This is a genomic window from Clostridioides sp. GD02367 (assembly GCF_045900275.1).
GTDB classification, from domain to species: domain Bacteria; phylum Bacillota; class Clostridia; order Peptostreptococcales; family Peptostreptococcaceae; genus Clostridioides; species Clostridioides difficile_A.
The window spans coordinates 1-21,699 of the sequence record NZ_JBJODK010000017.1 but is presented as its reverse complement, the minus strand read 5'-3'; the positions used below and the strand labels follow the sequence as shown (position 1 = coordinate 21,699).

At 32.3% G+C, this 21,699-nt stretch carries 39 protein-coding genes; all 39 read left to right on the top strand.

Features of this window, described 5'->3' with window-relative positions; genetic code table 11:
* The first annotated feature begins 42 nt into the window (after positions 1-42).
* Positions 43-354 (top strand): 30S ribosomal protein S10, encoded by a 312-nt coding sequence (gene rpsJ, locus Q3223_RS17680; RefSeq protein WP_054268679.1) that lies wholly within the window; start codon positions 43-45, stop codon positions 352-354.
* A 91-nt stretch (positions 355-445) separates the two neighbouring features.
* A complete protein-coding gene (rplC, locus tag Q3223_RS17675; RefSeq protein ID WP_021386632.1) occupies positions 446-1,075 on the top strand; it encodes a 50S ribosomal protein L3 in 630 nt (209 codons plus the stop codon).
* Between the two features lie 29 nt (positions 1,076-1,104).
* Positions 1,105-1,728, top strand: a complete 624-nt coding sequence (gene rplD / locus Q3223_RS17670) for a 50S ribosomal protein L4 (protein WP_407812302.1) — start codon at positions 1,105-1,107, stop codon at positions 1,726-1,728.
* Positions 1,728-2,018, top strand: a complete 291-nt coding sequence (rplW, locus tag Q3223_RS17665) for a 50S ribosomal protein L23 (RefSeq protein WP_003435681.1) — start codon at positions 1,728-1,730, stop codon at positions 2,016-2,018. The genes rplD and rplW overlap by 1 nt, the downstream gene beginning before the upstream one ends.
* A gap of 29 nt (positions 2,019-2,047) precedes the next feature.
* Positions 2,048-2,878: a 50S ribosomal protein L2 gene (gene rplB / locus Q3223_RS17660; RefSeq protein WP_003421168.1), complete on the top strand. Its 831-nt coding sequence runs from the start codon at positions 2,048-2,050 to the stop codon at positions 2,876-2,878.
* A gap of 34 nt (positions 2,879-2,912) precedes the next feature.
* Positions 2,913-3,194, top strand: coding sequence for a 30S ribosomal protein S19 (gene rpsS / locus Q3223_RS17655; protein WP_021386634.1), 282 nt, complete (start codon positions 2,913-2,915; stop codon positions 3,192-3,194).
* A gap of 31 nt (positions 3,195-3,225) precedes the next feature.
* A complete protein-coding gene (rplV, locus tag Q3223_RS17650; protein ID WP_009887891.1) occupies positions 3,226-3,561 on the top strand; it encodes a 50S ribosomal protein L22 in 336 nt (111 codons plus the stop codon).
* A 22-nt stretch (positions 3,562-3,583) separates the two neighbouring features.
* Positions 3,584-4,423: a 30S ribosomal protein S3 gene (gene rpsC / locus Q3223_RS17645; protein ID WP_054268681.1), complete on the top strand. Its 840-nt coding sequence runs from the start codon at positions 3,584-3,586 to the stop codon at positions 4,421-4,423.
* A 35-nt stretch (positions 4,424-4,458) separates the two neighbouring features.
* Complete coding sequence (rplP, locus tag Q3223_RS17640) at positions 4,459-4,890, top strand: 50S ribosomal protein L16 (RefSeq protein ID WP_003421160.1); 432 nt, start codon at positions 4,459-4,461, stop codon at positions 4,888-4,890.
* 1 nt (position 4,891) lies between these two features.
* Positions 4,892-5,095, top strand: a complete 204-nt coding sequence (rpmC, locus tag Q3223_RS17635) for a 50S ribosomal protein L29 (RefSeq protein ID WP_003421158.1) — start codon at positions 4,892-4,894, stop codon at positions 5,093-5,095.
* Positions 5,096-5,118: 23 nt separating this feature from the next.
* Positions 5,119-5,373 carry a 30S ribosomal protein S17 gene (gene rpsQ, locus Q3223_RS17630; RefSeq protein WP_003421156.1) on the top strand — a complete coding sequence of 85 codons (255 nt, stop codon included), beginning with the start codon at positions 5,119-5,121 and terminating at the stop codon, positions 5,371-5,373.
* A 25-nt stretch (positions 5,374-5,398) separates the two neighbouring features.
* Complete coding sequence (gene rplN, locus Q3223_RS17625) at positions 5,399-5,767, top strand: 50S ribosomal protein L14 (protein WP_021382511.1); 369 nt, start codon at positions 5,399-5,401, stop codon at positions 5,765-5,767.
* Between the two features lie 23 nt (positions 5,768-5,790).
* Complete coding sequence (rplX, locus tag Q3223_RS17620; protein WP_021382513.1) at positions 5,791-6,096, top strand: 50S ribosomal protein L24; 306 nt, start codon at positions 5,791-5,793, stop codon at positions 6,094-6,096.
* 29 nt (positions 6,097-6,125) lie between these two features.
* On the top strand, positions 6,126-6,668 hold the full coding sequence (rplE, locus tag Q3223_RS17615) for a 50S ribosomal protein L5 (RefSeq protein WP_021382514.1): 543 nt from the start codon (positions 6,126-6,128) through the stop codon (positions 6,666-6,668).
* Positions 6,669-6,685: 17 nt separating this feature from the next.
* Positions 6,686-6,871: a type Z 30S ribosomal protein S14 gene (locus Q3223_RS17610; protein ID WP_003421149.1), complete on the top strand. Its 186-nt coding sequence runs from the start codon at positions 6,686-6,688 to the stop codon at positions 6,869-6,871.
* A 32-nt stretch (positions 6,872-6,903) separates the two neighbouring features.
* Positions 6,904-7,302, top strand: a complete 399-nt coding sequence (gene rpsH, locus Q3223_RS17605) for a 30S ribosomal protein S8 (RefSeq protein WP_021382525.1) — start codon at positions 6,904-6,906, stop codon at positions 7,300-7,302.
* A 30-nt stretch (positions 7,303-7,332) separates the two neighbouring features.
* Positions 7,333-7,875 carry a 50S ribosomal protein L6 gene (gene rplF, locus Q3223_RS17600; protein WP_054268682.1) on the top strand — a complete coding sequence of 181 codons (543 nt, stop codon included), beginning with the start codon at positions 7,333-7,335 and terminating at the stop codon, positions 7,873-7,875.
* Between the two features lie 35 nt (positions 7,876-7,910).
* A complete protein-coding gene (rplR, locus tag Q3223_RS17595; protein ID WP_054268683.1) occupies positions 7,911-8,279 on the top strand; it encodes a 50S ribosomal protein L18 in 369 nt (122 codons plus the stop codon).
* Positions 8,280-8,299: 20 nt separating this feature from the next.
* Positions 8,300-8,809 carry a 30S ribosomal protein S5 gene (gene rpsE / locus Q3223_RS17590; RefSeq protein WP_003421138.1) on the top strand — a complete coding sequence of 170 codons (510 nt, stop codon included), beginning with the start codon at positions 8,300-8,302 and terminating at the stop codon, positions 8,807-8,809.
* Between the two features lie 14 nt (positions 8,810-8,823).
* Positions 8,824-9,009 carry a 50S ribosomal protein L30 gene (gene rpmD, locus Q3223_RS17585; RefSeq protein ID WP_003421137.1) on the top strand — a complete coding sequence of 62 codons (186 nt, stop codon included), beginning with the start codon at positions 8,824-8,826 and terminating at the stop codon, positions 9,007-9,009.
* Between the two features lie 32 nt (positions 9,010-9,041).
* Positions 9,042-9,485, top strand: coding sequence for a 50S ribosomal protein L15 (gene rplO, locus Q3223_RS17580; protein WP_003421135.1), 444 nt, complete (start codon positions 9,042-9,044; stop codon positions 9,483-9,485).
* 43 nt (positions 9,486-9,528) lie between these two features.
* Positions 9,529-10,797, top strand: coding sequence for a preprotein translocase subunit SecY (secY, locus tag Q3223_RS17575; protein WP_054268684.1), 1,269 nt, complete (start codon positions 9,529-9,531; stop codon positions 10,795-10,797).
* A gap of 16 nt (positions 10,798-10,813) precedes the next feature.
* Positions 10,814-11,464 carry an adenylate kinase gene (locus Q3223_RS17570; RefSeq protein ID WP_054268685.1) on the top strand — a complete coding sequence of 217 codons (651 nt, stop codon included), beginning with the start codon at positions 10,814-10,816 and terminating at the stop codon, positions 11,462-11,464.
* Positions 11,465-12,211, top strand: a complete 747-nt coding sequence (gene map, locus Q3223_RS17565) for a type I methionyl aminopeptidase (RefSeq protein ID WP_021382516.1) — start codon at positions 11,465-11,467, stop codon at positions 12,209-12,211.
* Positions 12,212-12,232: 21 nt separating this feature from the next.
* Entirely contained in the window at positions 12,233-12,502 is a 270-nt protein-coding gene (locus tag Q3223_RS17560) for an RNA-binding protein (RefSeq protein WP_021382520.1), read from the top strand.
* A gap of 37 nt (positions 12,503-12,539) precedes the next feature.
* Positions 12,540-12,758, top strand: a complete 219-nt coding sequence (infA, locus tag Q3223_RS17555; protein ID WP_003421127.1) for a translation initiation factor IF-1 — start codon at positions 12,540-12,542, stop codon at positions 12,756-12,758.
* 35 nt (positions 12,759-12,793) lie between these two features.
* Positions 12,794-12,907, top strand: a complete 114-nt coding sequence (rpmJ, locus tag Q3223_RS17550; protein ID WP_002509257.1) for a 50S ribosomal protein L36 — start codon at positions 12,794-12,796, stop codon at positions 12,905-12,907.
* Positions 12,908-13,059: 152 nt separating this feature from the next.
* Positions 13,060-13,431: a 30S ribosomal protein S13 gene (gene rpsM, locus Q3223_RS17545; RefSeq protein WP_021382517.1), complete on the top strand. Its 372-nt coding sequence runs from the start codon at positions 13,060-13,062 to the stop codon at positions 13,429-13,431.
* Between the two features lie 35 nt (positions 13,432-13,466).
* The gene (gene rpsK / locus Q3223_RS17540) at positions 13,467-13,865 is read left to right on the top strand and encodes a 30S ribosomal protein S11 (protein WP_003421122.1); all 399 of its coding nucleotides are present in this window, start codon (positions 13,467-13,469) and stop codon (positions 13,863-13,865) included.
* A gap of 32 nt (positions 13,866-13,897) precedes the next feature.
* Positions 13,898-14,521 (top strand): 30S ribosomal protein S4, encoded by a 624-nt coding sequence (rpsD, locus tag Q3223_RS17535; RefSeq protein ID WP_021382518.1) that lies wholly within the window; start codon positions 13,898-13,900, stop codon positions 14,519-14,521.
* A gap of 77 nt (positions 14,522-14,598) precedes the next feature.
* A complete protein-coding gene (locus Q3223_RS17530; RefSeq protein ID WP_003427733.1) occupies positions 14,599-15,546 on the top strand; it encodes a DNA-directed RNA polymerase subunit alpha in 948 nt (315 codons plus the stop codon).
* A 20-nt stretch (positions 15,547-15,566) separates the two neighbouring features.
* Entirely contained in the window at positions 15,567-15,908 is a 342-nt protein-coding gene (rplQ, locus tag Q3223_RS17525; protein WP_003421117.1) for a 50S ribosomal protein L17, read from the top strand.
* A gap of 119 nt (positions 15,909-16,027) precedes the next feature.
* Positions 16,028-16,861, top strand: coding sequence for an energy-coupling factor transporter ATPase (locus tag Q3223_RS17520; protein ID WP_054268686.1), 834 nt, complete (start codon positions 16,028-16,030; stop codon positions 16,859-16,861).
* On the top strand, positions 16,849-17,715 hold the full coding sequence (locus Q3223_RS17515) for an energy-coupling factor transporter ATPase (RefSeq protein WP_054275570.1): 867 nt from the start codon (positions 16,849-16,851) through the stop codon (positions 17,713-17,715). The genes Q3223_RS17520 and Q3223_RS17515 overlap by 13 nt, the downstream gene beginning before the upstream one ends.
* Positions 17,709-18,512 carry an energy-coupling factor transporter transmembrane protein EcfT gene (locus Q3223_RS17510; protein WP_054275571.1) on the top strand — a complete coding sequence of 268 codons (804 nt, stop codon included), beginning with the start codon at positions 17,709-17,711 and terminating at the stop codon, positions 18,510-18,512. The genes Q3223_RS17515 and Q3223_RS17510 overlap by 7 nt, the downstream gene beginning before the upstream one ends.
* 29 nt (positions 18,513-18,541) lie before the next feature.
* Complete coding sequence (gene truA / locus Q3223_RS17505; protein WP_074179356.1) at positions 18,542-19,273, top strand: tRNA pseudouridine(38-40) synthase TruA; 732 nt, start codon at positions 18,542-18,544, stop codon at positions 19,271-19,273.
* Between the two features lie 119 nt (positions 19,274-19,392).
* Positions 19,393-19,824 (top strand): 50S ribosomal protein L13, encoded by a 432-nt coding sequence (gene rplM, locus Q3223_RS17500; RefSeq protein ID WP_021382526.1) that lies wholly within the window; start codon positions 19,393-19,395, stop codon positions 19,822-19,824.
* A 28-nt stretch (positions 19,825-19,852) separates the two neighbouring features.
* Positions 19,853-20,245 (top strand): 30S ribosomal protein S9, encoded by a 393-nt coding sequence (rpsI, locus tag Q3223_RS17495; protein ID WP_003421105.1) that lies wholly within the window; start codon positions 19,853-19,855, stop codon positions 20,243-20,245.
* Between the two features lie 530 nt (positions 20,246-20,775).
* Complete coding sequence (gene cwlD / locus Q3223_RS17490; RefSeq protein ID WP_074179374.1) at positions 20,776-21,480, top strand: N-acetylmuramoyl-L-alanine amidase CwlD; 705 nt, start codon at positions 20,776-20,778, stop codon at positions 21,478-21,480.
* Positions 21,481-21,699 lie beyond the last annotated feature (219 nt).

Sequence of the window (21,699 nt, the reverse complement as noted above, 5' to 3'; positions counted from 1 at the left end):
GCAACTTGAAAATTAAACACGTGATAAAGGAGGGAAAACAAAATGGCTAAGAATGAAAAAATAAGAATAAGATTAAAATCATATGATCACAAATTATTAGATTTTTCAGCAGGGAAAATAGTTGAAACTGCTAAAAAGGCTGGATCACAAGTTTCAGGACCTGTGCCTCTACCAACAGAAAAACAAATTGTAACTATATTAAGAGCTGTACATAAGTACAAAGACTCTAGAGAACAATTTGAAATAAGAACTCATAAAAGACTAATCGACATAGCTAATCCAACACCTAAAACAGTTGACTCATTAATGAGATTAGACTTACCAGCAGGTGTAGATATAGAAATAAAATTATAAGAACCCCTAAGATATTATCCTATAGATGATTATCTTAGAATGATTACTCTAAAAGATGTAATCCGCTGTAAGAATTATAGGAGGTGCTAATATGAAAGGAATATTAGGCAAAAAAGTTGGTATGACTCAAATATTCACTGATAAAGGTGTAGTTATACCTGTAACAGCTGTTGAAGCAGGACCTATGGTCGTTACTCAAATAAAAACAGTTGATAAAGATGGATACAATGCTATACAAATAGGTTTTGAAGATGCTAAAGAAAAAGCTTTAAACAAACCTAAAAAAGGACATTTAGCTGCTGCTAATGTTTTAAAGAAACATTTAAAAGAATTTAGAGTAGATTCTGTAGAAGGATACACAGTAGGACAAGAAATAAAAGCTGATGTATTTGAAGCAGGTGCAAAAATAGATGTTACTGGAATAAGTAAAGGTAAGGGATTCCAAGGTCCGATAAAAAGACATGGACAAAGTAGAGGTCCTGAAACTCACGGTTCTAGATACCACAGAAGACCAGGTTCAATGGGAGCTTGTTCTTACCCTGGTAGAGTATTTAAAAACAAAAAATTAGCTGGACACATGGGAAGCGTAAAGGTAACAGTTCAAAACTTAGAGGTTGTTAAAGTAGATGCTGATAAGAACCTTATATTAGTTAAGGGAGCTATACCAGGAGCTAAAGGTTCAGTAGTAACTATAAAAGAAGCTGTAAAGGTTTCTAAATAATGACTAACCTAGAGAAAGGAGGAATAACAATGCCAAAATTAAATGTACTAAATGTTAGTGGACAAAACGTTGGAGAAATAGAATTATCAGATTCTATATTTGGCGTAGAAGTTAATGGACATGTTTTATACGAAGTTGTAAAAAATCAATTAGCAAATAAGAGACAAGGAACTCAATCTGCTAAAACTAGAGCAGAAGTTAGAGGTGGCGGAAGAAAACCTTGGAAACAAAAAGGAACAGGTAGAGCAAGACAAGGTTCTACAAGATCTGTACAATGGGTAGGTGGAGGAGTTGCTTTTGCACCTAAGCCAAGAAGCTACAGATATACATTACCTAAGAAGGTAAGAAGATTAGCTATGAAGAGTGCTTTATCTTCAAAAGTACAAAATAGTGAAGTTATAGTATTAGATGCATTAAACATGGATGCTCCTAAAACTAAAGAATTCGCTCAAATATTAAATAATATAAATGCTTCTAAAAAAGCTTTAGTAGTTATAGCTGACAAAAACGATAACGTAATAAAATCAGCTAGAAATATAGAAGGTGTTCAAACTGCATTAGTTAATACTATGAACGTATATGATATATTAAAATATGATTCATTTATAATAACTACAGATGCTGTTAAAAAAGTGGAGGAGGTGTACGCATAATGACTAATCCACATGATGTAATAATAAGACCAGTTGTAACTGAGCACAGTATGGCTGAAATGGGTGAAAAAAAATACACTTTTGTTGTGGCTAAAGATGCGAACAAAACTGAAATAAAAAAAGCAGTAGAAAAAGTATTCGGAGTTAGTGTTGATAAAGTAAATACTTTAAACTACGATGGAAAAGTTAAAAGAATGGGTAGAACTCAAGGAAGAACATCAAGCTTTAAGAAAGCAGTAGTTAAATTAACTGCTGATAGTAAAGAAATAGAATTCTTCCAAGGAATGTAGTATTATAACAAACGAAGGAGGGAAAACAGATGGCTATAAAAAAGTTTAGACCAACTTCTCCTGCCTTAAGACAAATGACAGTTTTAGTTTCTGATGAAATAACATGTAATCAACCAGAGAAATCTCTTTTAGTTAACTTAAAGAAAAATGCTGGTAGAAACGTACATGGTAGAATAACTGTTCGTCATAGAGGTGGAGGACAAAAAAGAAAATATAGAATAATAGATTTTAAAAGAGATAAAGATGGTATACCTGCTAAGGTTGCTACTATAGAATATGATCCAAACAGAACTGCAAATATCGCATTATTAAACTATGCTGATGGTGAAAAAAGATATATATTAGCTCCAGTTGGAATTAATGTTGGAGATACTATATTATCAGGATTAGGTGCTGATATAAAGCCAGGGAACTGTTTAGCATTAAAAGATATGCCAGTTGGTACTATCATTCATAATATAGAATTAAAGCCAGGAAAAGGAGCTCAATTAGTTAGATCTGCTGGAGTTTCTGCACAATTAATGGCTAAAGAAGGAAAAAATGCTTTATTAAGATTACCATCAGGTGAGATGAGATTAGTAAGTATAAACTGTAAAGCTACTATAGGACAAGTTGGGAATATAGAGCACGGTAACGTAGTTATCGGTAAAGCAGGAAGAAAAAGACATATGGGAATAAGACCTACTGTAAGAGGTTCTGTAATGAACCCTAATGACCATCCACACGGTGGAGGGGAAGGTAGATCTCCAATAGGTAGACCATCTCCTGTTACTCCATGGGGTAAACCAGCTCTTGGATATAAAACTAGAAAGAAAAATAAAGCTTCAAATAAATTAATAGTATCAAGAAGAACTAAGTAGTAAATTTATTTTTGCTCGGAAAGGAGGAATATAAATGTCAAGATCAACTAAAAAAGGGCCTTTTGTCCATGCAAGACTTTTAAAGAAGATAGAAGCTATGAATGCTAGTGGAAGTAAAGAAGTTATAAAAACTTGGTCAAGATCTTCAACTGTATTTCCACAAATGGTAGAAAACACTATAGCTGTTCATGATGGAAGAAAACATGTTCCAGTATATATAACAGAAGATATGGTTGGACATAAATTAGGTGAGTTCGTTCCTACTAGAACTTTCAAAGGACATAAGGATGACGAAAAATCTAATAAGAGAAAATAATTAAATTATGACTAAGAAAGGAGGAATAACAATGGAAGCAAAAGCTACTGCTAAATATGTACGTGTATCACCAAGAAAAGCAGGCCAAATATGTGACCTTGTTAGAGGAAAGAATGTTGATGAAGCATTAGCAATATTAAAGTTTACTCCAAGAGGAGCAGCTTCAATAATAGCTAAGGTTGTAAAATCAGCTAAAGCTAACGCAGAAAACAATCACGAAATGGATACTGAAAAATTATATATAGCATCAATAGTTGCTAATCAAGGGCCAACAATGAAGAGATTCATGCCTAGAGCTATGGGTCGTGCAACTACAATAAGAAAAAGAACTTCTCATATAGAGGTTGTTGTTAAAGAGAAAAAATAATTAATAGATAGGAGGGAAAGTAATGGGTCAAAAGGTTAATCCACACGGCTTAAGAGTCGGTGTTATAAAAGATTGGGACTCAAGATGGTTCGCTACTGATAAAAAAGAGTTCGGAAACTTATTATTAGAAGACCATAATATACGTAAATTCTTAAAGAAAAGATTATACTCAGCTGGAGTTGCTAAGATAGAAATAGAAAGATCAGCTAATAAAATAAAAATGGACTTACACGTTGCTAAGCCAGGAGTAGTTATAGGAAGAGCTGGTGCAGGAATCGAAGCATTAAAAGTTGAATTAGAAAAAATGACAAAGAAAACTATAATAGTTAATATAGTAGAAGTAAGAAGTACAGATAAAAATGCTCAATTAGTAGCTGAAAATATAGCTTTAGCTATAGAGAGAAGAGTTGCTTTCAGAAGAGCAATGAAACAAGCTATACAAAGAGCAATGAAATCTGGTGCTAAAGGAATAAAAGTTTCTGCTTCTGGAAGATTAGGTGGAGCTGAGATGGCTAGAACTGAAGGTTATAGTGAAGGAAATGTGCCACTACAAACTTTAAGAGCAGATATAGATTATGGTTTCGCTGAAGCTGATACTACTTATGGAAAAATCGGTATAAAAGTTTGGATATGTAATGGTGAAGTTTTACCAACTAGAGACGGTGTAAATCCAAGAGAAGAAAGCAGAAAGAGCGATAGAAGAGACAATAAGAGAGATAACAGAAGAAACGATAGAAGAGGAAATGACAATAGAAACTATAGAGGAAATGATAATAGAGGAAATGATAACAGAGGAAACTACAGAGGACAAAGACCTCAAGGTGGATCAAGACCTCAAAGAACTGAAAACAAAGGAAATTAATAATAGTTAGGTTCAAGGAAGGAGGAAAAATACTCATGTTAATGCCAAAAAGAGTAAAGCGTCGTAGAGTTCATAGAGGAAGTATGGCTGGGCAAGCTCATAAAGGTAACAAAGTTACTTATGGTGAGTTTGGATTAGTAGCCTTAGAAGCTTCTTGGATAACTTCTAATCAAATAGAAGCTGCCAGAATCGCGATGACTAGATATATAAAAAGAGGGGGAAAGGTTTGGATAAAAATATTCCCTCATAAACCAGTAACAAGAAAACCAGCAGAAACTCGTATGGGTGCAGGGAAAGGTTCTCCAGAATATTGGGTAGCTGTAGTTAAGCCAGGAAGAGTTATGTTTGAATTAGCGGGTGTTTCTGAAGATAAGGCAAGAGAAGCTATGAGACTTGCTGCACATAAATTACCAATCAAATGTAAATTTGTGAAAAAAGAAGATTTAGAAGTAAAGGGTGGTGAATAGGATGAAAGCTAAAGAATTAAGAGATTTAACAAGCGAAGAGCTAATGAACAAATTAAACGACTTCAAAAGTGAATTATTTAGCTTAAGATTCCAATTAGCTACTGGTCAATTAGAAAATACAGCTAGAATAAAGTTTGTTAAGAAGGATATAGCAAAAGTTAAAACTGTTCTTGCTGAAAGAAAGTTATACGAAACTAGAGCTTAATTTGGAAAGGAGGCTTTTTAAACATGGAAAGAGGAAGAAGAAAAGTTAGAATAGGCCGTGTTGTTAGTGACAAGATGGATAAAACAATAGTAGTAGCTGTTGAAGAGTTTGTACGTCATCCACTATATAATAAACGTGTTAAGAGAACTAAAAAATTCAAGGCTCATGATGAAAAGAATATATGTAACATCGGAGATAGAGTTAAAATAATGGAAACTAGACCTTTATCAAAAGACAAGAGATTTAGACTAGTTGAAGTTGTTGAGAAAGTGAAATAGTTTTTGAAGAAGGAGGGATTACGATATGATACAACAAGAATCACGTCTAAGAGTTGCTGATAACTCAGGAGCTAAAGAAATTTTATGTATACGTGTTCTAGGCGGAAGTAAAAGAAGATATGGTAACATAGGTGACGTTATAGTTGCTACTGTTAAAAGTGCAACACCTGGTGGAGTTGTAAAAAAAGGTAAAGTTGTTAAAGCTGTTATAGTGAGAACTAAACAAGGCATGAGACGTAATGATGGAAGTTATATTTCTTTTGATGAGAATGCAGCTGTTATAATAAAAGACGATAAAACTCCAGTAGGGACTCGTATATTCGGGCCTGTTGCTAGAGAGTTAAGAGACAATGAATTCATGAAAATAGTTTCTCTTGCTCCAGAAGTACTATAATTAAGGAGGTGCAATAGGACATGATGCGTGTTAAAAAAGGTGACACTGTTGTAGTTATAGCAGGTAAAGATAAAGGTAAAAAAGGTTCAGTTTTAAAGGTATATCCTAAAGCTAGCAAAGTGTTAGTTGAAGGTGTAAATGTAATAACTAAACATCAAAAACCAAGTGCTATGAACCAACAAGGTGGAATAATAAATAAAGAAGCCCCAATACACATATCTAATGTAATGCCATTTGATCCTGAAACAGGAAAAGGCGTTAGAGTAAGATATGAAGTAAAAGATGGGAACAAAGTAAGAGTATCAGCAAAGAGCGGAAAAGAATTATAATAAATATTGCTTGAAAGGAGGGACCTTAAATGGCTTCTAGATTACAAGAAAAATACATGAAAGAAGTTGCTCCTGCTTTAATGGAGAAATTTGGATACAAAAACGTAATGGAGATACCTAAGTTAGATAAAATAGTTATTAACATGGGTATAGGTGACGCTAGAGAAAATCCAAAAGGATTAGAAAAAGGCGTTGAAGAATTAGAAATAATATCAGGACAAAAGCCTGTTATAACTAAAGCTAGAAAATCTGTTGCTAACTTCAAATTAAGAGAAGGAATGCCAATAGGAACAAAAGTTACATTAAGAGCTGACAAAATGTTCTACTTTATGGACAAACTAGTTTCTGTTTCTTTACCAAGAGTTAGAGACTTTAGAGGAGTTAACCCTAACGCTTTTGATGGTAGAGGAAACTATGCTTTAGGAGTTAAAGAACAATTAATATTCCCTGAAATAGAATATGATAAAATAGATAAAGTAAGAGGAATGGATATAATATTTGTTACTACAGCGAAAACTGACGAAGAAGCTCGTGAATTATTAAAATTATTAGGAATGCCATTTTCTAAGTAAGCAAAGGAGGGATTCCCGTGGCTAGAAAAGCGATGGTTGTTAAACAACAAAGAAAGCAAAAGTACGCTACTAGAGAATACACTAGATGTACTATATGCGGAAGACCGCATTCAGTTTTGAAAAAATTTGGTATATGCCGTATATGCTTTAGAGAATTAGCTTATAAAGGTCAAATACCTGGTGTTAGAAAAGCAAGCTGGTAGAAGCTTGATTAGAATGGAAGGAGGGCAACAAAATGACAATGACAGATCCAATTGCAGATATGCTTACTCGTATAAGAAATGCTAATGTTGTTAAGCATGAAACTGTAGATGTTCCAGCTTCTAATATTAAGAAAGAGTTAGCTAGAATCTTATTAGAAGAAGGTTTCATAAGAGGTTATGATGTTATAGAAGACGGAAAACAAGGTATCATAAGAATACAATTAAAGTACGGACAAGAAGGCGAAAGAGTTATAACAGGTCTTAAGAAAATATCTAAGCCTGGTATGAGAGTTTACGCTGCTAATCACGAGATACCAAAAGTATTAAACGGATTAGGAATATCAGTTATATCTACTTCAAAAGGAATATTAACTGACAAGCAAGCTAGAAAAGAAAATGTTGGTGGAGAAGTAATCTGCTACGTTTGGTAATTAATATGAACAATGTAAGGAGGTGCGACCATGTCAAGAATAGGTGTTAAGCCAATAATAATACCAGCAGGTGTTGAAGTTACTATAGCTGAAGGAAATTTAGTTACAGTAAAAGGTCCAAAAGGAACTTTAACTAAACAATTAAGTGCTGAGTTAAACATAAAAAAAGAAGAAAATACAATAATGGTTGAAAGACCAACTGATAATAAAAAACATAGATCTTTACACGGATTAACTAGAACTTTATTAGATAATATGGTTGTAGGTGTAAATACTGGTTTCGAAAAGAAATTAGAACTAAAAGGTGTTGGATATAGAGCTCAAAAACAAGGAAGTAAATTAGTTATGAACTTAGGTTTCTCTCATCCAGTTGAAATGGAAGATCCAGAAGGAATAACTGTTGAAGCTCCAAACCAAACAGAGTTAATAGTAAAAGGTATAGACAAGCAATTAGTAGGAAATTATGCTGCTAAGATAAGAGCTTGGAGAAAACCAGAGCCATACAAAGGTAAAGGTATAAAATACGTTGATGAAGTAATCAGACGTAAAGAAGGAAAAACTGGTAAAAAATAATACCAAAACTTAAACGCTAGAAAGGAGTGAGCTAGGTGTTAAAAAAAGCTGATAAAAATGCTAATAGACTTCAAAGACATAAGAGAGTTCGTAGAAAAATAAGCGGTACTTCTCAAAGACCAAGATTATGTGTATTTAGAAGTGCTAATAATATATATGCTCAAATAATAGATGACACAAACAGAGTAACTCTAGTTGCTGCATCTTCTTTAGAAGCAGAAGTTAAGAGTGCTGTCAATCATACAGGAAACAAGGAAGCAGCTAAGAAAGTTGGAGAATTAGTTGCTAAAAAAGCTGTTGAAAAAGGAATCACTGAAGTTGTATTTGACAGAGGTGGATACTTATATCATGGAAGAATTCAAGAATTAGCTGAAGGTGCTAGAGAAGCTGGTCTTAAGTTCTAATACGAAGGAGGGAAAAATACATGCTACGTCGTAAGCCGATAGATGCAGGACAACTTGACTTACAAGAAAAAGTTGTTGAAGTAAGACGTGTTACTAAGGTTGTAAAAGGTGGTAGAAACTTCAGATTTGCAGCGTTAGTAGTTGTTGGAGATGAAAACGGACACGTTGGTATAGGTGCTGGGAAGGCAATGGAAGTACCAGATGCTATAAAAAAAGCAGTTGAAGATGCTAAGAAAAATCTAATAGTAGTGCCAATAGTTGGGACTACAATTCCTCACGAAGTACGCGGACACTTTGGTGCTGGAAATATATTAATAATGCCTGCTGTAGAAGGTACAGGAGTAATAGCTGGGGGACCTGCTAGAGCCGTACTTGAGCTAGCTGGACTAAAAGACGTTAGAGCTAAGTCTTTAGGATCTAACAATCCAAGAAATATGGTAAATGCTACAATAGAAGGACTTAATTCTCTAAAAACAGTTGAAGATATAGCTAAACTTAGAGGTAAAAAAGTTGAAGAACTTCTAGGGTAAGGAGGTAGTGTAAAATGGCTAAATTACAAATAAAGTTAGTTAGAAGTGTTATAGGAACTACTCCTAACCAAAAAAAGAATGTTGAAGCGTTAGGATTAAGAAAAAGAGAACAAGTTGTTGTAAAAGAAGACAATGCTCAAACAAGAGGTATGATAAATAAAGTGAGTCACTTATTAGAAGTAACTGAAATAGCTGAATAATTTTTATAAAGTAGTGCAAGGAGGTGCAATCCATGAAGTTACATGAGTTAAAACCTGCTGAAGGTGCAGTAAGAGCTAAAAGAAGATTAGGTAGAGGTACTGCAACTGGACAAGGTAAAACTGCAGGACGTGGACAAAAAGGTCAATGGTCTCGTTCTGGTGGTGGAGTAAGAGTAGGATTTGAAGGTGGACAAATGCCACTAGCTAGAAGACTTCCTAAGAGAGGTTTCAATAACATATTTAAGAAAGTTTACACAGAAGTTAATGTGGAAGTTTTAAATAGATTTGAAAATGGAACAGAAATAACTGCAGAATTATTAAAATCTACTAAAACTATAAGCAAGATAGGTAAAGATGGAATCAAAATCTTAGGTGAAGGTAATTTAGAGAAAGCTTTAACTGTTAAAGCTGCTAAATTTACAGCTTCAGCTCAAGAAAAAATAGAAAAAGCTGGTGGAAAAGCAGAGTTAGTATAATAACCTGCTAATCTCCTAGCCAGTACAGGCGGGGTGAATTAGCGTGCTGTCAAAATTAAAACAAGCTTGGAAGATTAAAGCAGTAAGAAAAAAAGTAATGTATACACTTATGATGATCGTGATATTCAGAATAGGTACTACTATACCAGTTCCAGGCATAGACACTAGTATTATACAAAAGATGGTAGGCGGCAATAGTCTACTTTCTCTGTATAATATGTTTACTGGTGGAGCATTTAGTAACTTTTCACTATTTGCTTTAGGTATAAGTCCATATATTACTGCATCAATCATAATACAACTTCTAACAGTAGGTTTTGAGAGTCTAGCAGAACTTCAAAAATCTGGTGAAGAAGGAAAGAAAAAAATTAATAAGTACACTAAATATACAGCACTAGCTCTAGCAGTTGTACAAGCTTTGGGAATTACATTAGGAATTGTAAGAAGTGCTTTAATATCAAATAGTGTGTTTTTTATATCAACTGTTGTAATAACATTAGTTTCAGCAAGTATGTTAGTAATGTGGATTGGGGACAAAATTACTGAAAAAGGAATCGGTAATGGTAGTTCAGTGATAATATTTGCAGGTATAATATCAAGAATACCAACAGATGTTATTAAAATCGCGCAACAAGTTAAATCTGGTCAAGTTGCACCTTGGGTTATAATACTTCTAATTGTAGTTATATTACTTACAGTTACAGGAGTTACATTCATACAAGAAGCAACTAGAAAGATACCTGTACAATATGCTAAAAGAGTTGTTGGAAGAAAGATGTATGGAGGACAAAGTTCTCATATACCAATGAAAGTTAACCAATCAGGAGTTATGCCTATAATTTTTGCTAGTTCACTTTTAGCTTTTCCTCAAACAATAGCTATGTTTATGGGACCAAATGCTCAAGCTTTTGTTCAAAAATACTTAAGTATGGCAACAGAACAAGGATTTTGGACATATAGATCAATTGAGATTCTACTTATAATTTTCTTCTCATATTTTTATACAACTGTATCATTCAATACAGAAGATATATCTAAAAATATGAAAAACAATGGTGGATTTATACCAGGTATAAGACCAGGTGAACCTACTATGGATTATTTAAATAGAATTTTAACTAGATTAACTTTAGCTGGAGCAACTTTCTTAGCAATAATTGCTATGGTACCAGCTCTTACAACACATTATATGAAAGTAAATATGAGTCTAGCTGGGACTTCATTGCTAATCGTTGTTGGGGTTGCTTTGGAACTTAAGAGACAGTTAGAGTCAAACTTAGTTATGAGAAGCTATCAAGGTTTCTTAAAATAAAATGGAGATGGATAATATGAGAATAATATTACTTGGACCTCCAGGTGCTGGTAAAGGTACTCAGGCGGCAGGAATAGTAGAAAAATACAATATACCTCATATATCAACAGGAGATATATTCAGAAAGAATATAAAAGAGGGAACAGAACTTGGAAAAAAAGCTAAAGAATACATGGACCAAGGTTTATTAGTACCAGATGAGTTAACTGTAGGTTTAGTTACTGATAGAATATCTCAAGAAGACTGTAAAAATGGATTTATGTTAGATGGATTTCCAAGAAATGTAGCACAAGGAGAACACTTAGATGTATTCTTAAAAAATACTGGTATAGAACTAGATAAAGTTGTTAATATTGAAGTTGACAAGAGCATACTAGTATCTAGAGCAGTTGGTAGAAGAATATGTAAGTCTTGTGGAGCTACTTACCATGTTGAGTTTAATCCTCCTAAAGTAGAAGGTGTATGTGATGTATGCCAAGGAGAATTATATCAAAGAGCTGATGATAATGAAGAAACTGTATCTAAGAGAATACAAGTTTATCTAGATGAAACAAAACCTTTAGTAGACTATTATGGCAAGCAAGGTATAATAGCAGATATAAAAGGTGACCAAGCAATAGATAAAGTATTTGAAGATATTGTCTCAGCTTTAGGAAGTGGAAAATAAATGATTATCTTGAAATCAAAAAAAGAAATAGAACTTCTAAGAGAAGCTGGAAAAATTGTTGCTGATACTCATGAAGTTTTAAGAAAAGCTATTTCTCCGGGAATATCTACTTTAGAATTAGATAAAATAGCTGAAGAGAATATAAGAAAATATAATGCAGAACCTTCTTTTAAAGGATATGGAGGTTTTCCAGGAAGTATATGTGCTTCTATCAATAGAGAAGTAGTACATGGGATTCCAGGAGAAACCATATTAAAAGAAGGAGACATTATAAGCTTAGATATAGGAGCCTATTATAAAGGATATCATGGTGATTCTGCGAAAACTCACGGAGTAGGCATGATATCTGAAGAAGATAGGAAATTGATAGAAGTAACTAGAGAAAGCTTCTATGAAGGAATAAAATTTGCTAAATTAGGATATAGACTTTCAGATATCTCACACGCAGTACAAACACACGTTGAGAAACATGGTTTCTCAGTAGTTAGAGATTTAGTGGGTCATGGAGTTGGAGCAAATCTTCATGAAGATCCACAAGTACCTAATTATGGACTCCCAGGAAAAGGACCAAGACTTAGAGAAGGAATGGTTATTGCTATAGAGCCAATGGTTAATGCAGGTCGTTATCATGTAAAGACTCTATCAGATGGGTGGACGACTGTTACAATAGATGGAAAAAAATCAGCTCATTATGAGCATACGATAGCAATTACTGAACATGAACCTTTGATATTGACAAAGTTGTAATTTAAAAAGTAGGTGAAAAAAGTGCTATCAGATAATTTAAGTATAGGTCAAGTTGTTAAAGTTTCATTAGGACGAGACAAAGGAAATTTATTTTTCGTAGTCAAAATAGTTAATAATGAATATGTATTAATAGCTGATGGAAAGAAAAGAAAACTTGACAAACCTAAGTTAAAGAAAGTGAAGCACTTAAAAAAATATAATTTTATTAATGATGAAGTTAGAAAAAGAGTAGTATCTGGACAAGAAATTACAGATTCTTTTTTAAGAGCTGAACTTACTAAGTTAAATTAGATAATTTAACTTATTGAAATGGAGGGCTGGTTAGTTAATGGCCAAAAAAGATGTTATAGAATTAGAAGGTACAGTTTCAGAAGCTTTACCTAATGCTATGTTCAAAGTTAAACTAGAAAATGGACATGAGATATTATGCCACATTTCTGGAAAGCTAAGAATGAACTTCATAAGAATTCTTGAAGGTGATAAGGTGAATGTTGAACTTTCTCCATATGACCTTACAAGAGGAAGAATTACTTGGCGTAAGAAGTAGACTATATTAATATTTAGTCTAAGGAGGGATTAATAATGAAGGTTAGACCATCAGTAAAACCAATATGTGAAAAATGTAAAGTAATAAAAAGAAAAGGAAAAGTAATGGTTATCTGTGAAAATCCAAAGCATAAGCAAAAGCAAGGATAAGAAATTATTACTAGTATTTTGTTAAAATTTATAGTATAATACTATATTGTGATGTTAACAAAAGAACGTTAAAATCGTTGAACAATCTGGCGTAGGATTGGTATATGATACGAAGTTTTAAACACTAAAAACTATGTGTAGGAGGTGCGATCATGGCAAGAATAGCTGGGGTAGATTTACCTAGAGAAAAAAGAGCGGAGATAGGCTTAACTTATATATATGGTATAGGTAAAGCAACTGCTAACGAAATATTAGCTAAGGCTGAGATAAATCCAGATACTAGAATAAAAGATTTATCAGAAGATCAAGTTAATGATTTAAGAAAAGTTATAGATGACGATTTCTTAGTTGAAGGTGACTTAAGAAGAGAAATTGCTTTAAACATAAAGAGATTAAGAGATATAAAATGTTATAGAGGAATAAGACACGCTAAAGGTCTTCCATTAAGAGGACAAAGAACTAAGACTAATGCTAGAACTAGAAAAGGTCCTAGAAAAACAGTATCTCGTAAAAAGAAAAAATAAATAAATAATAATTAGATGAAGGAGGGAAAAGGAAAATGGCTAAACCAAAAAAGAAAGTTACACGTATTAGAAGAAGAGAACGTAAAAATATAGAACGTGGTCATGCTCATATACAATCAACTTTCAATAATACAATAATAACTTTAACTGACGTTCATGGAAATGCTATATCTTGGGCAAGTTCTGGACAATTAGGATTCAAAGGATCAAGAAAATCAACTCCATTTGCATCTCAAATGGCTGCTGAAACAGCTGCAAAAGCTGCGATGGAACACGGACTAAAAAGTGTTGAGGTATTCGTAAAGGGGCCAGGTTCAGGAAGAGAAGCTGCAATAAGAGCTTTACAAGCAACTGGACTAGAAGTAACTATGATAAAAGACGTTACTCCAATCCCACATAACGGATGCAGACCACCAAAGAGAAGAAGAGTGTAATTAAGAAGAGTACAAATAGGAGGTGTAGATAAATGGCAAGATATACAGGTGCATCATGTAGACAATGCCGTAGAGAGGGAATGAAATTATTCCTTAAAGGTGATAGATGTTATACAGATAAATGTGCTATAGTAAAAAGAAACTATGCTCCAGGTCAACATGGCCAAGGGAGAAAGAAAGTTTCTAACTATGGATTACAATTAAGAGAAAAACAAAAAGTTAAAAGAATATATGGAGTTTTAGAAACTCAATTTAGAAACTTATATGAACGTGCTGAAAATATGCCTGGTAAAGCAGGTGAAAACTTATTAAGTTTATTAGAGAGAAGATTAGATAATGTAGTTTACAGAATGGGACTAGCATCTTCTAGAAAAGAAGCTAGACAATTAGTAGCTCATGGTCATTTCACTTTAAATGGAAATAAAGTAGACATACCTTCATTAGTAGTTAAAGTTGGGGATGTTATAGAAGTTAAAGAGAAATCAAGATCTTCTGCAAAATTCAAAAATTTAGTAGAAGTTAACTCAAGAATAGCTCCTAAATGGTTAGAAGCTAATGTAGAAGGAATGACAGCAAAAGTAGTTGGTGTTCCAACAAGAGAAGATATAGACCTTGAGATAGCTGAACACTTAATCATAGAACTTTACTCTAAATAATAAGCACACTTTTAAAAATTATTTTAAAATTTTGTTTACCCTCAGTGGATTACTGAATTTTAAGGAGGGTTTTGTCCATGATAGAAATAGAAAAGCCAAAAGTAGATATAGTTGAGCTTAGCGAAGACTATAGATATGGTAAGTTTGTTATAGAACCTCTAGAAAGAGGATATGGAATAACTATAGGTAACGCATTAAGAAGAATATTATTATCATCATTACCAGGTGTAGCAGTAAATGCTATAAAAATAGATGGAGTTCTTCATGAATTCTCTACAATACCTGGTGTTAAAGAAGATGTTACTGAGATAATATTAACTTTAAAAGAGCTTTCAGCAACTATAGATGGTGAAGGAAGTAGAACACTTAAAATAGAGGCTCAAGGACCATGCTCTATCACAGGTGCAGATATAATCTGTCCTCCAGATGTTGAAATATTAAGTAAAGATTTAGCAATAGCTACATTAGATGATAATGCTAAACTTAATATGGAGATATTTGTAGATAAAGGTAGAGGATATGTTTCTGCTGAAGAAAATAAAACAGAGAATGTTCCAATAGGTGTTTTACCTGTGGATTCAATATATACTCCTGTTGAGAAAGTTAGTTATCATGTGGAAAACACAAGAGTTGGTCAAAAAACAGATTATGATAAATTAGTGCTAGAAGTATGGACTAATGGTAGTATAAATCCTCAAGAGGGTATATCATTAGCTGCGAAAGTATTAGTTGAGCATTTAAATCTATTTATAGACTTAACTGAACATGTAAGTAGTGTTGAAATCATGGTAGAAAAAGAAGAAGATCAAAAAGAAAAAGTTCTTGAAATGACTATAGAAGAATTAGATTTATCAGTTAGATCATATAACTGTTTAAAGAGAGCGGGAATTAATACAGTTGAAGAATTAGCTAATAAATCTGAGGATGATATGATGAAGGTTAGAAACCTAGGTAAGAAGTCATTAGAAGAGGTAATACAAAAACTAGAGGAACTTGGACTAGGATTAAAACCAAGTGAAGAATAGCGAGCAAAGGAGGGATAAGAATGGCTAAGTACCGTAAATTAGGACGTGAAACAGCTCACAGAAACCTTATGTTAAGAAACTTAGTAACTTGCTTACTAAGAAGTGGAAGAATAGAAACTACAGTGACTAGAGCGAAAGAAACTCGTAGAATGGCTGAAAAGATGATAACTCTTGCTAAAAGAGGGGATCTTCATGCTAGAAGACAAGTTTTAGCTTATGTTATGGATGAAACAGTAGTTAATAACTTATTCACAGATTTAGCTCCAAAATATGCTGAGAGAAATGGTGGATACACTAGAATAATAAAAATAGGGCCAAGAAAAGGCGATGCTGCTGAAATGGCTTTTATAGAATTAGTATAGTAAGGAAAGGATTAGGCTTGATGGCTTAATCTTTTTTTTATTTTTTTGACTCAGGTGTGATATAATAATGTGTAAAATGATTTTTATAAGTTATTGCTTACTAAAAGGAGTATGAATTAATGGATAATATAGTAAAGGTAAATAATATTTCGTTTGAGTATATTACAGATGAAGCAAAACTTAAAGCAATAGATAATTTAAGCCTAGATGTTAAAAAAGGAGAATTTGTTGCGATAATAGGACATAATGGTTCTGGTAAGTCTACTTTATCTAAAAACTTAAATGCAATTCTTATGCCTACTGAGGGAAACATTCTTATTGATGGAATGGATACTAAGGAGGAAGAACGATTATGGGATATAAGACAAACTGCAGGCATGGTATTTCAAAACCCAGATAATCAAATAGTTGCTACAATAGTAGAAGAAGATGTTGCGTTTGGACCTGAAAACTTAGGTGTAGAGCCTAAAGAAATAAGGCGTATTGTAGAGGAATCTTTAAAGAGTGTAGGTATGTATGATTTAAGAGGTAGACAACCACACTTGTTATCAGGTGGTCAAAAACAAAGAGTTGCAATAGCAGGAATTATTGCTATGAGGCCTAAATGTATAATATTTGATGAAGCAACAGCAATGTTAGACCCATCTGGAAGAAAAGAAGTTATGAAAACAATAAAAAGACTTAATAAAGAAGAAAATATAACTGTTATACATATAACACACTTTATGGAAGAAGCAGTAGAGGCAGATAGAGTTGTGGTTATGGAAAAAGGGAAAAAAATCTTAGAGGGAACTCCTAGAGAAGTATTCAGTGAAATAAAGATGCTAAAGGAAATCGGTTTAGATGTACCTTGTATGACAGAATTATCTAGTTTATTAATAGAAGAAGGAATGAATATTAGTAGTGATATATTAACTGTGGATGAGATGGTGATGGAATTATGTCAATTATAGTAAAGAATTTAACACACATATATAATGAAGGGATGCCTTTTGCAAGTAAGGCACTTGATGATGTTTCTTTTGAGATTAAAGATAGAGATTTTGTTGGTCTCATAGGTCATACAGGTTCAGGAAAATCTACATTAATACAACATTTAAATGGATTATTAAAGCCTTCCTCAGGAGAAATATTTATAAATGATTTTAATATAACAGATAAAAACTTGAATTTAACTGAGATTAGAAAAAGGGTAGGTGTTGTATTTCAATATCCAGAATACCAATTGTTTGAAGAAACGATTGATAAAGACATAGCCTTTGGACCTGCTAATTTAGGCTTAGAGGAGTCTGAGATACATAATAGGGTAAAAGCATCAATGGAAGCTGTAGGACTTGATTATGAGGAATTTAAGGATAAATCTCCTTTTGAATTATCTGGTGGTCAAAAGCGTAGGGTAGCAATTGCTGGAGTTATAGCTATGAACCCAGAAGTTCTTATACTGGATGAACCTACTGCTGGTCTTGATCCTGGAGGAAGAGATGAAATTTTTAATTTAATAAAGGACTTACATGAAAAAAACAATATGACTATAATACTGTCATCTCATAGTATGGATGATATGGCAAAACTAGCAAAGACTTTAATTGTTATGAATCATGGTAGAATAGAATTTATGGGAACTCCTAGAGAAGTATTTAAATCAAATGCTAGTAAATTGAAAGAGATAGGATTAGATATTCCACAAGTTTTAGAGCTTGCATTGAAATTGAGACAAAAAGGATTTAACATCAGAGAAGATATATTGACTTTAGAGGAAGCAAAACAAGAAATATTAAAAGTTGTGAGAGGACGAGGATTATGTTAAAAGATATAACTATAGGGCAATACTACCCAACAAGTTCTGCTATTCATAAATTAGATCCAAGGATAAAACTTGTAGCAACAATTGTATTTATGGTGTCTATATTTGTAGTAAATAAATTTTGGCCTTATATAGTAGTTTTATTATGTTTATTAGGTATGATAAAGTTAGCTAATATACCAGTTAAGTATATTATTAAAGGTGTAAAGCCTCTTAAATGGATTATTTTATTTACATTTCTTATAAATATTTTTTTCTTGCCAGGTGATGAAATATGGTCATTTGGATTTTTAGCAATAACAAAACAAGGTCTAAGACAAGCAATTTTTATGGCAATAAGACTTATATTTTTAGTGGTTGGGACATCTTTACTTACTCTAACTACTTCTCCAATAGAATTAACAGATGGTATAGAAAGATTGCTTAACCCATTTAAAAAAATTGGTTTACCAGTACATGAGCTTGCAATGATGATGACAATTGCTTTACGTTTTATTCCTACATTATTGGATGAAACAGATAAAATAATGAAAGCTCAAATGTCTAGAGGAGCAGATTTTGAAAGTAAAAACCTTATAAATAGAGCTAAGAACTTAGTGCCTCTTTTGGTGCCATTATTTGTGAGTGCGTTTAGAAGAGCTGATGAATTAGCTATGGCCATGGAAGCTAGATGTTATAGAGGTGGACACAATAGAACTAAAATGAGAGAGTCTGTCATAGCAAAGGGAGACTATATAGCATGTGTATTCCAAGTTGTTTATTTAGGCGTGATTATAGCTACTAGATTTATAGTAATTTAATAGAAACATAGATATAAACGAGGTAAAGTATGAGAAATATAAAAATTACAATCCAATATAATGGCAGTAATTATTGTGGATGGCAAAAACAACCTGATTCTTTAGGAATACAGGGTACAATAGAAAAGGCTATATATGATATAACAAGGGAAGAAGTTAAACTCATAGGGTCAGGTAGAACTGATTCAGGAGTTCATGCTATTGGTCAAATTGCAAATTTTAAAATTAATTCAGACATAAATGTAGAAAGTATACCAATGGCTTTAAATGCTAAACTACCAAAGGATATATCAATTATAAAAGCATGTGAAGTTAAGGAAGATTTCCATTCAAGGTATAGTGCAAAAGGTAAAACATATAAATATTTAATATATAATAGCAAGTTTAGAAATCCGATACTTAGTGATATATCGTATCAAGTAAAATATGAACTTGATTTTGATAAAATGTGTTTAGAGTCAAAGAGTATTTTAGGAACACATGACTTTAAAGGTTTTATGAGTACTGGTTCATCTGTAAAAGATACAATTAGAACTATATATGATATTGATATCAATAAAAATGATGACTTAATTGTCATAGAAATTAGTGGAAATGGATTTTTATATAATATGGTAAGAATTATTGTTGGAACACTTATTGATATAGGTCGTGGTAGGATTAATGAGTCATTTTTAGATATAATAGAATCTAAAACTAGGTCAAAATGTGGACATACAGCTCCAGCACAAGGATTATTTCTTAAAAAAGTTCATTATTAACTTGACACACCAGGCTACATGTATTAAAATATATGAGAATGTGTTAATAAGTCCACTTGCCCCGGACTTGACATAAACGGTAAAAAAATTTTATGAGAAATAGTTAAGGAGGGACATTTATGAAAAGTTATATAGCTAAGCCAGCTGATGTACAAAGAAAATGGTACTTAGTTGACGCTGAAGGTAAAACACTAGGTCGTTTAGCAACAGAAATAGCGACAGTATTGAGAGGTAAACATAAACCAACATTTACTCCTCACGTTGATGGTGGAGATTTTGTTGTTGTAGTAAATGCAGGAAAGATAGTTTTAAGTGGTAAAAAATTAGATCAAAAATATTACAGATACCATACTGGTTATGTAGGTGGATTAAAAGAAATATCTTACAGAGATATGATGGATAAGAAACCAGAAGAAGTTATAGCACATGCTGTAAGTGGTATGTTACCTAAGAACAAATTAAGAAGCAGAATGATGACTAGATTAAGAGTATTCGCAGGTGCTGAACACACTCATGCAGCTCAAAATCCAGAAGTTTTAAACTTTAAGTAAGATTAATAGGTGAAAGGAGGAGTTTATAATGGCTAACGTTCAATATTATGGAACTGGAAGAAGAAAAAGTTCTGTTGCTAGAGTAAGACTAGTTGCAGGTGAAGGAAATATATTAGTAAATGGAAGAGCATTAGAAAATTATTTTAACTATGAAACACTAATAAGAGATGTTAAACAACCATTAGTTTTAACTGGAAATGAAAATAAATATGATGTTATAGTAAAGGTTGAAGGTGGAGGATTCACTGGACAAGCTGGAGCTATAAGACATGGTATATCTAGAGCTTTATTAAAAGCTGATTTAGATTTAAGACCTGCTTTAAAGAAAGAAGGTTTCTTAACTAGAGATGCAAGAATGAAGGAAAGAAAGAAATACGGATTAAAAGCAGCAAGAAGAGCTCCACAATTCTCAAAAAGATAATTACTTATTTTTTTGGAAAAACAAAATACTTTATATATTTTTATTTAAAAAGTATTTGTATGTTAAAAATGTTGGGTTTGAATTAAGAGTGATATACAATAAAATAATAAGATATTTTATTAGGATGTTTTTCTGTAGGGAAAGCATCCTTTTTTATTTATATAATGGAAAGACTATGCATTAGATTTATTTAATGCAATAGCATTATTAACAAAAGTAGTGTATATATTAATAATTAAAAATTTTATATACTATAATAACATAGTCTATGAATATACATTAGTATAATTCGTAGACTATGTTATTATAAATTATATGATTTGTTGTCAAAATAATAGTTATTCAATAGTAGATAAGAGTATTAAATTAAAGAGGTTAATAATATATAATATTGTAAAGCACATATATCGATATTGATAAATCAATATAATAAATGGAAATTGATAATTAGAAAAGGAGAATTTAAATGTTTGTACTAATATTTGGAATATTATAGTGTTTTTATAAGTATACATATACAGGGTGATGTTGTGAGAAAGTACATAAAACATATAATTTTTAGTTTTGTTATGGTGTGCCTAGTAATAGTGTCAATATTTGAAGTGAAAAATATATCTGAAGATGTTATTAAGTATATGCCAGTAACAAATAAAACAATAATTTTAGATGCTGGTCATGGGGGTATTGACCCAGGTGCGTTAAATAAGGATAAGAGCACATCTGAAAAGGATATTAACTTAGCTATAACACTTAAGCTTAGAGAGCTTATAGAATCAAGCGGAGGTCTTGTAATATTGACTAGAGAAGATGATAGTAGTCTTTACAAAGAGGGAAATAATAAAACAACAAGACAAAAGTATAATGAAAATTTGAAAAATAGGAAAGAAATGATATCAAATTCTAATGCTAACATGTTCGTCTCCATACATCTCAATGCATTTGAACAATCAAAATACTATGGAGCTCAAACTTTTTATCCTAAAGACAAACAAGATAGTAAAGAGCTATCAAAGTGTATTCAAGAAGAACTTAAAAGAGTAGTAGATAAAACCAATAATAGAGAAGTCAAGCCTAGAGATGATATATATCTTTTAAAAGAGAACAATATTCCATCAGTACTAATAGAGTGTGGTTTTTTATCGAATGAAAAAGAATGTAAACTTTTGACTGATGAAACATATCAAGAGAAGATAGCATGGGCGATATACATAGGAATACAAAAATATCTAAGTTAAAGTTACTATATAAATAAGTCTGAATATGTAAATAGCTTGTATTAAAGCAGTTAAAATGCATTAATATAGGCTATTTTTGTTTTGACAAAAAAATATTTAAAATAAAAGTTAAAAAAGCGTTGACTTGAAATCATATAGATGGTATTATATATGAGTGCCCAAAAGGAGCACAAAAATACGACAAAAGAACTTTGAAAATTAAACAGTAGGTTAATTTAT

Excerpts from the sequence above, each read along its gene's own strand:
- rpsJ (WP_054268679.1), top strand. The coding sequence starts at position 43 with ATGGCTAAGAATGAAAAAATAAGAATAAGATTAAAATCATATGATCAC.
- rplC (WP_021386632.1), top strand. The coding sequence starts at position 446 with ATGAAAGGAATATTAGGCAAAAAAGTTGGTATGACTCAAATATTCACT.
- rplD (WP_407812302.1), top strand. The coding sequence starts at position 1,105 with ATGCCAAAATTAAATGTACTAAATGTTAGTGGACAAAACGTTGGAGAA.
- rplW (WP_003435681.1), top strand. The coding sequence starts at position 1,728 with ATGACTAATCCACATGATGTAATAATAAGACCAGTTGTAACTGAGCAC.
- rplB (WP_003421168.1), top strand. The coding sequence starts at position 2,048 with ATGGCTATAAAAAAGTTTAGACCAACTTCTCCTGCCTTAAGACAAATG.
- rpsS (WP_021386634.1), top strand. The coding sequence starts at position 2,913 with ATGTCAAGATCAACTAAAAAAGGGCCTTTTGTCCATGCAAGACTTTTA.
- rplV (WP_009887891.1), top strand. The coding sequence starts at position 3,226 with ATGGAAGCAAAAGCTACTGCTAAATATGTACGTGTATCACCAAGAAAA.
- rpsC (WP_054268681.1), top strand. The coding sequence starts at position 3,584 with ATGGGTCAAAAGGTTAATCCACACGGCTTAAGAGTCGGTGTTATAAAA.
- rplP (WP_003421160.1), top strand. The coding sequence starts at position 4,459 with ATGTTAATGCCAAAAAGAGTAAAGCGTCGTAGAGTTCATAGAGGAAGT.
- rpmC (WP_003421158.1), top strand. The coding sequence starts at position 4,892 with ATGAAAGCTAAAGAATTAAGAGATTTAACAAGCGAAGAGCTAATGAAC.
- rpsQ (WP_003421156.1), top strand. The coding sequence starts at position 5,119 with ATGGAAAGAGGAAGAAGAAAAGTTAGAATAGGCCGTGTTGTTAGTGAC.
- rplN (WP_021382511.1), top strand. The coding sequence starts at position 5,399 with ATGATACAACAAGAATCACGTCTAAGAGTTGCTGATAACTCAGGAGCT.
- rplX (WP_021382513.1), top strand. The coding sequence starts at position 5,791 with ATGCGTGTTAAAAAAGGTGACACTGTTGTAGTTATAGCAGGTAAAGAT.
- rplE (WP_021382514.1), top strand. The coding sequence starts at position 6,126 with ATGGCTTCTAGATTACAAGAAAAATACATGAAAGAAGTTGCTCCTGCT.
- rpsH (WP_021382525.1), top strand. The coding sequence starts at position 6,904 with ATGACAATGACAGATCCAATTGCAGATATGCTTACTCGTATAAGAAAT.
- rplF (WP_054268682.1), top strand. The coding sequence starts at position 7,333 with ATGTCAAGAATAGGTGTTAAGCCAATAATAATACCAGCAGGTGTTGAA.
- rpsE (WP_003421138.1), top strand. The coding sequence starts at position 8,300 with ATGCTACGTCGTAAGCCGATAGATGCAGGACAACTTGACTTACAAGAA.
- rpmD (WP_003421137.1), top strand. The coding sequence starts at position 8,824 with ATGGCTAAATTACAAATAAAGTTAGTTAGAAGTGTTATAGGAACTACT.
- rplO (WP_003421135.1), top strand. The coding sequence starts at position 9,042 with ATGAAGTTACATGAGTTAAAACCTGCTGAAGGTGCAGTAAGAGCTAAA.
- Q3223_RS17570 (WP_054268685.1), top strand. The coding sequence starts at position 10,814 with ATGAGAATAATATTACTTGGACCTCCAGGTGCTGGTAAAGGTACTCAG.
- map (WP_021382516.1), top strand. The coding sequence starts at position 11,465 with ATGATTATCTTGAAATCAAAAAAAGAAATAGAACTTCTAAGAGAAGCT.
- infA (WP_003421127.1), top strand. The coding sequence starts at position 12,540 with ATGGCCAAAAAAGATGTTATAGAATTAGAAGGTACAGTTTCAGAAGCT.
- rpmJ (WP_002509257.1), top strand. The coding sequence starts at position 12,794 with ATGAAGGTTAGACCATCAGTAAAACCAATATGTGAAAAATGTAAAGTA.
- rpsM (WP_021382517.1), top strand. The coding sequence starts at position 13,060 with ATGGCAAGAATAGCTGGGGTAGATTTACCTAGAGAAAAAAGAGCGGAG.
- rpsK (WP_003421122.1), top strand. The coding sequence starts at position 13,467 with ATGGCTAAACCAAAAAAGAAAGTTACACGTATTAGAAGAAGAGAACGT.
- rpsD (WP_021382518.1), top strand. The coding sequence starts at position 13,898 with ATGGCAAGATATACAGGTGCATCATGTAGACAATGCCGTAGAGAGGGA.
- Q3223_RS17530 (WP_003427733.1), top strand. The coding sequence starts at position 14,599 with ATGATAGAAATAGAAAAGCCAAAAGTAGATATAGTTGAGCTTAGCGAA.
- rplQ (WP_003421117.1), top strand. The coding sequence starts at position 15,567 with ATGGCTAAGTACCGTAAATTAGGACGTGAAACAGCTCACAGAAACCTT.
- Q3223_RS17520 (WP_054268686.1), top strand. The coding sequence starts at position 16,028 with ATGGATAATATAGTAAAGGTAAATAATATTTCGTTTGAGTATATTACA.
- Q3223_RS17515 (WP_054275570.1), top strand. The coding sequence starts at position 16,849 with ATGTCAATTATAGTAAAGAATTTAACACACATATATAATGAAGGGATG.
- Q3223_RS17510 (WP_054275571.1), top strand. The coding sequence starts at position 17,709 with ATGTTAAAAGATATAACTATAGGGCAATACTACCCAACAAGTTCTGCT.
- truA (WP_074179356.1), top strand. The coding sequence starts at position 18,542 with ATGAGAAATATAAAAATTACAATCCAATATAATGGCAGTAATTATTGT.
- rplM (WP_021382526.1), top strand. The coding sequence starts at position 19,393 with ATGAAAAGTTATATAGCTAAGCCAGCTGATGTACAAAGAAAATGGTAC.
- rpsI (WP_003421105.1), top strand. The coding sequence starts at position 19,853 with ATGGCTAACGTTCAATATTATGGAACTGGAAGAAGAAAAAGTTCTGTT.